Below are 6,446 nucleotides of genomic sequence, written 5' to 3'. Positions count from 1 at the left end.
CCTACAATCTTCATATGTTTACTTTGAAGTTCAGCAATTTGATTATTGTAAGTTGCAATTCTACTTTTTATTACATTACCATCAATTAAAATCTGATCCAATGATTCCTTAAATGTTAGGGCTGCTAAATTTGAAAYACCTAAATCTATAGCCATCACTTCATTTGTCTTCCTTAATTTAGGTTTATCAATTTCATAAACTACTTTCACTTCATACTTACCATTGGATAGTTTCTTTAATATCGCAGACTTAATATTTTTATCTGACAAAAWTAAACTGACTTCCTTTGGAAGATTAATCTCAATGCATYTCAAMTCTTTCTCTTTTTTCATCACTTTACCAATCGATAGCAACATAGTATCGTTCTTTAACCTGACAGCATTCTTTAAAAATGTTGGTGTCATCTGCCTGTTCTCRTGTTTATATCTGGGCATCGATGGCTTTTGATTGTTTTTAGGATCTTCCTTATACAGATCTAACAATGCATAGAATGAAGACATATCTTTCATACACTGCTTTATTGCATGAATGTAWGTATGCGCTTGTAGATAACCACATCTATAATGATCTTTAAACTTATCATAAWACTGATTCTGCGTAAGATAATTATTYTGATGATATTCATACAAAGTCATRTTATAAAACTTGCCCATGTGAATACTAGTTTCATAAATAGTATCATCAAACTCAGAATCAATATTTACATGAAAAGAATATGCTAATTTTAAAGACTTTGCTTTCTTTTTCTTAACACGTTTTGTTCCCATTATTTACCTCCTCTTAACTATGATTATACATCATAACCTCAAAAGAAGCAAACGTTTGTTCGGTATCGTTTTATTACACATAGTATGCCTTTTCAAAGTTGATTTTATATCAACAAGTGCATTTGTAATATCTTTCCACCACAATAATAATGAGTATTTGCAAGGCATACAATCATGTTTAGAAATTTTAGATCAATACAATCTCCTAAGCAATAAAAAACAAATACCATATATAGTGTGATTCTGTAAACCTCAAGCTATATACGGTATTATAGTACTTGTTCACAAAGCAGCAGATACTACTCCATCTCGATGAAGACTTCTCTATTTTAAACTTATTTGGTTAGTGTCTTATATTCAAATGTGGTTAAAACGGATGGTTTATTTACATTATTCCAGTGTTTGTGATTAAATAATATCAAATTAATATCACCGAACCAAAAATGTTACTCTTTTTTAGCTTACTAGCCTTCCATTTTGCCATAGGATGATTTACTACATTATTGAGTATTTTATCATCCTCAAATAGTAATTCTGGAGAGTACTCGCCATTATTAAACCTTGTAATGAAATCCATTTCACAGTCAGTAATCATCATTAAATCCTCAACAAAATTTCTTACTTCCTTTAACGCATCCTCTAAAATGAATATCTCACCTTTTTTCAAGACTGGAACTAGTTCTCTTAAGATACTATGTTGATTTAATTTATCAGCAGCTTTCAAATCAAACTTGCCGTTAATCTTTTCACTAGTCAACACATGATAAAATATGACAGCTTTCCTTAACTGTTCTTTTGAATCTCTAAATATATCATTTTTAACAAGTTTATATACATCATAGAGATCTCTGGCTGCTGCACGATTATTCAATGCATTTATTTTACTACCATAAATTTCAATACTATTAAGTGAGTTAACTGGATTTTCCATGCCAAACTCTTCTGGTAGAACAAAACGACTTTCTACATCATAAAGATGTGCCCTCATAACATAATTAATATCAAACTTAATATTATTTTTGTTACCACCTGTATTTATATACGTAAAATAATATGAATCTAAAACAAAGGATTGCCTATCACTTTTCTTCCTCAAATACCCTTGTTCTTCCATAAACCTAAAAATCCTATCGCTTATTTCCTTACGATCCTTTTTCATGTCATCAACACCAACATTTATCGTATAGTCCAAGTCTATATCCACCGATAATCTTGGAAGGTTGAATTCCAATAAATTAATGGCTGTTCCACCTTTTAAAGCTAGCCGGTCTCTAAGCAAATCATCTTGATTAAGAAACTCTAAAACATCCATTAATCGAAGGACTTTTTCATATGTATCTCTATTAAATCCGTTTTTTGCAGCCCTTTTACTCAAGTATTTTTTATCATATAAAATCATCAGGTTCTCCATGTCCATCTTTTATCAAAATATACTCTTCGGGTATCACCAATTTCCACCGATCATTGTATCTGCCTTCTCGCCCCCCCAGTAAATAACGCACACTATTCCCTGATTTTGTTTTACACATTTCAAAAAAATTATCTCCAAGCTTTTCACCCACATAGTAATTCTCAAGAAAATATCCTACTTTTTGATAAAGCACTTTTTTGTCGTAAAGCTCTAAATACTTAATTAGCTTTTCCTTATTAAGTCTTTCTATGCTTTCTGTGATATTAATAAGTTCTTCAACACCAGCAATTTTTGATAAAAAATTTACACTATCAATATAGGTTCTTTCTACATCAGTAACCTTAATCCCTTCAGTATTCCTAATTTCAACAACACCATCATCAAAGCCCGATTTAACAAACTTGTATGTTATCCCTTCAAACTCAAATGTATTAAACCTTTTATTCGATGAAACATACACAATATTATAAACCTGGTTTGCCATCCCATATAGCTCAAATGCTGTATGGTATGCTACAAATGAGCTATCATTAATTGCAGTGGCTATTTGATATTTATTGGCTATTACGTCCCCGGTGGTTAAGTCAATACATGTATATAAATCTTTTCTAATCCTTACAACATAATTCTTTTTAAGCCACCTACTAATCAATGAAGTTGATGTACTTTCATTACCAGTAATAGCCGTCACATCACCTAAAGAAAAAGTTATTTTTTTCGCTAATCGTTCATATTCTTTCATTTACTTTACTTCTTTCTTGATATTACTTGTTTTTGAGCTTTATCTAACTATTTTTAAAGTTACTTTAATTATACGCTAGTCATACTCATTTTCAAGCATGATTATGTTTTTTTTAAAGTAAAGATAAAAAAATAGAGCATCTTTTAAAATCATAGATGCTCTGACTTGAATATTTGATATTTAAATATTCTATAAACTTAAATATTATAAAAAATAAACCTAATGTAAATATATGGTGATAATACGGTTAATTAGTGATAACATGAATAGACTTGCACTACCCCACTCAATAAGCTTTAATTAATATGTGGTGTTTTTAAGTACTTTCACATCTTCTTTAGTCCATTCATTACTCATATTTCACCATTTATTCGTCTCAAAAGCTATTCTTGGAGCCAAAATGGAGTCATTTACATCTTTCACTTTTGGGGAAGATACCAGACTACAATACTGCATTACAACTTCAGTTTATTAGAACGGTGACCCATCAATTTAGAACAATTACACATATAACTTATTCTGCATAGTATAATTATAAACTACATATTTCAATAGCGATATTATGCAGTTTATAGTCAGTCATTCCTTATATAGGCGGTACTTCTACCACCTCCTACTTTAGTTATAAAACCTTCTTTTAATAATTCAGACAATGCCTTCTCTATTGTCGTAACACTAATATCAGGACACAACTTTAAGATATCAGATTTGCTAATTTTACCAAGTTTCGTTTCAAAAACATGCTTCACTCGTTCAGATTTTGACATCCCTTTGTTCCTCAAAGTTTCAACCCTTGAGGAGAATTCTCTATATGCTCCTAATAATATTCCGAGATAATACTTAACAAAAGGTTTGTAGTCATTTGAGTTTTCATGCCATCCAATTGAACTAATCTGTAATGTATCATAATAACTATCTTTCGTCTTTTCAATTAACATTTCAATACTAATGTACTTCCCAACAATATACATATTTTGATAAAGAAGTAGTAGTGTTAATAACCTGCTCATTCTTCCATTTCCATCATTAAATGGATGTACACATAAAAAATCAAGTATAAAGACAGGGATTAACAACAAAGAATCAACGCTTTCTTTATTCATTATCTCAACAAATTGATTGCACATTTGTTCCATTGTGTCTTTTGTTAAGTATGCAGCTACAGGTACAAATCGAACTTTTTTTTCACCTAACTCATTCTGTTCTTCAATAATATTATCTGCATTCTTATAGTTACCTCCGACGCCACCTGAATTGTACATATATAGATCGCGATGTAACTGCAAAATAATGTTTGATCTAGGTATGATATAGTCATAATTTTCATGAATCGTGTTTAAAACTTCTCTATAACCAGCAATTTCTTCTTCATTTCTATTTCTCGGTTCAGTTTTTTCTTCTACTAACTCATCCAACCTTTTATCAGTCGTATATATCCCTTCTATCCTATTCGATGCTCCTGTACTCTGAATTTTTGCAACTCTTACCATTGCTTCCAAAACATCAGGATAAGATTCCGTATATAGTTCTTGCTTACCTCGATATTCATGAAGTTCAGTCAACATTCTAATGATTTCCTTATCAAATAATTTTTCATCAATATTGCTATAATCAAACACTCTCATTCTGCACCTCCTAGCTATATTCTGCATATATTGTATCACATAATATGCAGAATAACTAACTAATATGCAGTTTATTTGCATATTTGAAGTCTCCAATATAGATGCACACTACACTACTTATCAGAGTTTATCAGTACTTGAGTGTAAAAAATCCCTGTCAACCATTACGATTAACAGGGATTTATAATGAGTACTAAATGACTCCAAAATATCTATAGAATATAAATAATACTTGTAACTCAAAACATGAGATAACATCTAAAAACACATTGAATAACTACAGTGTTAAACTCTACTTATTCCCATTCGATTGTACTAGGTGGCTTAGAAGTGATGTCATAGACATCAGTTCTACAGTTTTAAAAAATTCACATTTGACAGTTAAAGAGTTATAACTATCCTTTTGTATAATAAGTATTTCTACCTGAGCCACGTCTTATAAGTACACCTTCTTTACAAAGTTTTGAAATAATTTCTCTTGTTCTCGATTCTTGAAGACCTAGCAACTCTTGTATTTGTTTTGACTTAAACTCTCCATGTTCTTCAGCATATTTTATAATAGACTCTACATAATCATTATTTGCCACCAATTTACCGACGCTATCCGACGATTTTCCGACGCTATCCGACGGTAGAGTGTTGAACATAAAAGTCACTCTAATGAAATTATCTGATATCTCAAAAATACTCCTGTCATAAACACTTAAAATCCGCTCCATACCAGAACCTAATTGCTCAACAAAATCCATATCCTTAAAAATACGCATTAAAACTTTGTTTCTAGGCTTTGAAACACCTTTAAAAAACTCTTCCTCAGTCATTCCTAAAGGAATGCCCCCCATTGATGTAATTACTAAACGATCTGAGAATATTTCAAACACTGGCGGTACTTCGTTTGTTGCATAGTCATTATGAACAATAGCATTTATAACAGCTTCTCTCAATGCCCTTTTATTTACATTTCTCCATTCATCACGTTGGGCTTTCCCTGAAATCTTTGTATGAGTTGTGTTATATACATCTAACTTATCTAAAACACGATCTACTGCCTTAATTAATGAGCAATATCCATACTCATTTCTTTCAATCAAATCAATTTTGTTTGTACCATGGTAAACCGCAACTTTTATTGAATTTGCATTATTATCTGCAAATAAATATGCATTGTAATTAAGTTCACCATCCTTATTATAGAACTCTAAGTTCTCTAGAAAAGCATCAGTGATTGTAAAACCTTTTCCTCATAATAAATTTTCAATTGATTAAAGGTCAGATTATGCCTAGGAGACACTATATTACTCAATGAATTTCTAGTTCTTTTGGAGTACATCTCTTCTATCATCTTCCTAGTCATAGGTTTCTTTGCATTTCCAACTCCTATATAACACCCCTTCTCTGATTGACCATATTTTTTAATATGGTAGGGTTTTTCAGCACCACTTGCAATAATAATTTTAATTATATACTTACCATCAAGCATTTCTGTTACAACATCAAATAAGCCTAAAATTGAAGGTGAAATACTATCATTTAACTGATTAGTAATCCTCAAGACAGTATTGTCAACGCTTTTTACCCCTATAATATCACCACTATCATCGATACCAATATACAAATATCCGCCATCCTTAGAGTTTAAAAATGCAACCACCTCAGCAATATCTTTTTCAGAATATTCTCTTTTAAATTCAGTATTATAATTTTCAATAATCTTGTTCATATTAGCCACCTTTAATTTTATTATACATGCATATGATTAATGTAACAATTAGATAATAGAAAATCATTTCAAGTTCTCTGCTCAATATCTGCTATATTAAATGATTTTAAAAAGCGGTTATGATAAACACAAGTTTAGTGTGTAATCATAACCGCTTATCTTTACTTTTAATCCATCAAAC

Annotated in this window: 6 protein-coding genes; all 6 read right to left on the bottom strand. The window is 30.7% G+C overall.

Going from position 1 to position 6,446, the window contains the following annotated elements; all coding sequences use genetic code 11:
* Positions 1–767 (bottom strand): transposase (locus tag EZV73_RS27545; RefSeq protein ID WP_240843802.1); only part of this gene is annotated, 767 nt, incomplete at its 3' end.
* A 418-nt stretch (positions 768–1,185) separates the two neighbouring features.
* Positions 1,186–2,166 carry a nucleotidyl transferase AbiEii/AbiGii toxin family protein gene (locus EZV73_RS27540; protein ID WP_240843801.1) on the bottom strand — a complete coding sequence of 327 codons (981 nt, stop codon included), beginning with the start codon at positions 2,164–2,166 and terminating at the stop codon, positions 1,186–1,188.
* Positions 2,153–2,920 carry a type IV toxin-antitoxin system AbiEi family antitoxin gene (locus EZV73_RS27535; RefSeq protein ID WP_240843800.1) on the bottom strand — a complete coding sequence of 256 codons (768 nt, stop codon included), beginning with the start codon at positions 2,918–2,920 and terminating at the stop codon, positions 2,153–2,155. Before EZV73_RS27535 ends, EZV73_RS27540 begins: the two co-directional genes overlap by 14 nt.
* A gap of 575 nt (positions 2,921–3,495) precedes the next feature.
* Complete coding sequence (locus EZV73_RS27530; RefSeq protein WP_240843799.1) at positions 3,496–4,545, bottom strand: Fic family protein; 1,050 nt, start codon at positions 4,543–4,545, stop codon at positions 3,496–3,498.
* A 395-nt stretch (positions 4,546–4,940) separates the two neighbouring features.
* Positions 4,941–5,636: an ATP-binding protein gene (locus tag EZV73_RS27525; RefSeq protein WP_240843798.1), complete on the bottom strand. Its 696-nt coding sequence runs from the start codon at positions 5,634–5,636 to the stop codon at positions 4,941–4,943.
* A gap of 116 nt (positions 5,637–5,752) precedes the next feature.
* A complete protein-coding gene (locus tag EZV73_RS27520; protein ID WP_240843797.1) occupies positions 5,753–6,265 on the bottom strand; it encodes a helix-turn-helix domain-containing protein in 513 nt (170 codons plus the stop codon).
* Positions 6,266–6,446 lie beyond the last annotated feature (181 nt).

Source organism: Acidaminobacter sp. JC074 (assembly GCF_022496765.1).
GTDB lineage: Bacteria > Bacillota > Clostridia > Peptostreptococcales > Acidaminobacteraceae > JABXKX01.
The sequence above is the reverse complement of the archived record's forward strand: the minus strand, read 5'-3'. Positions and strand labels throughout refer to the sequence as shown.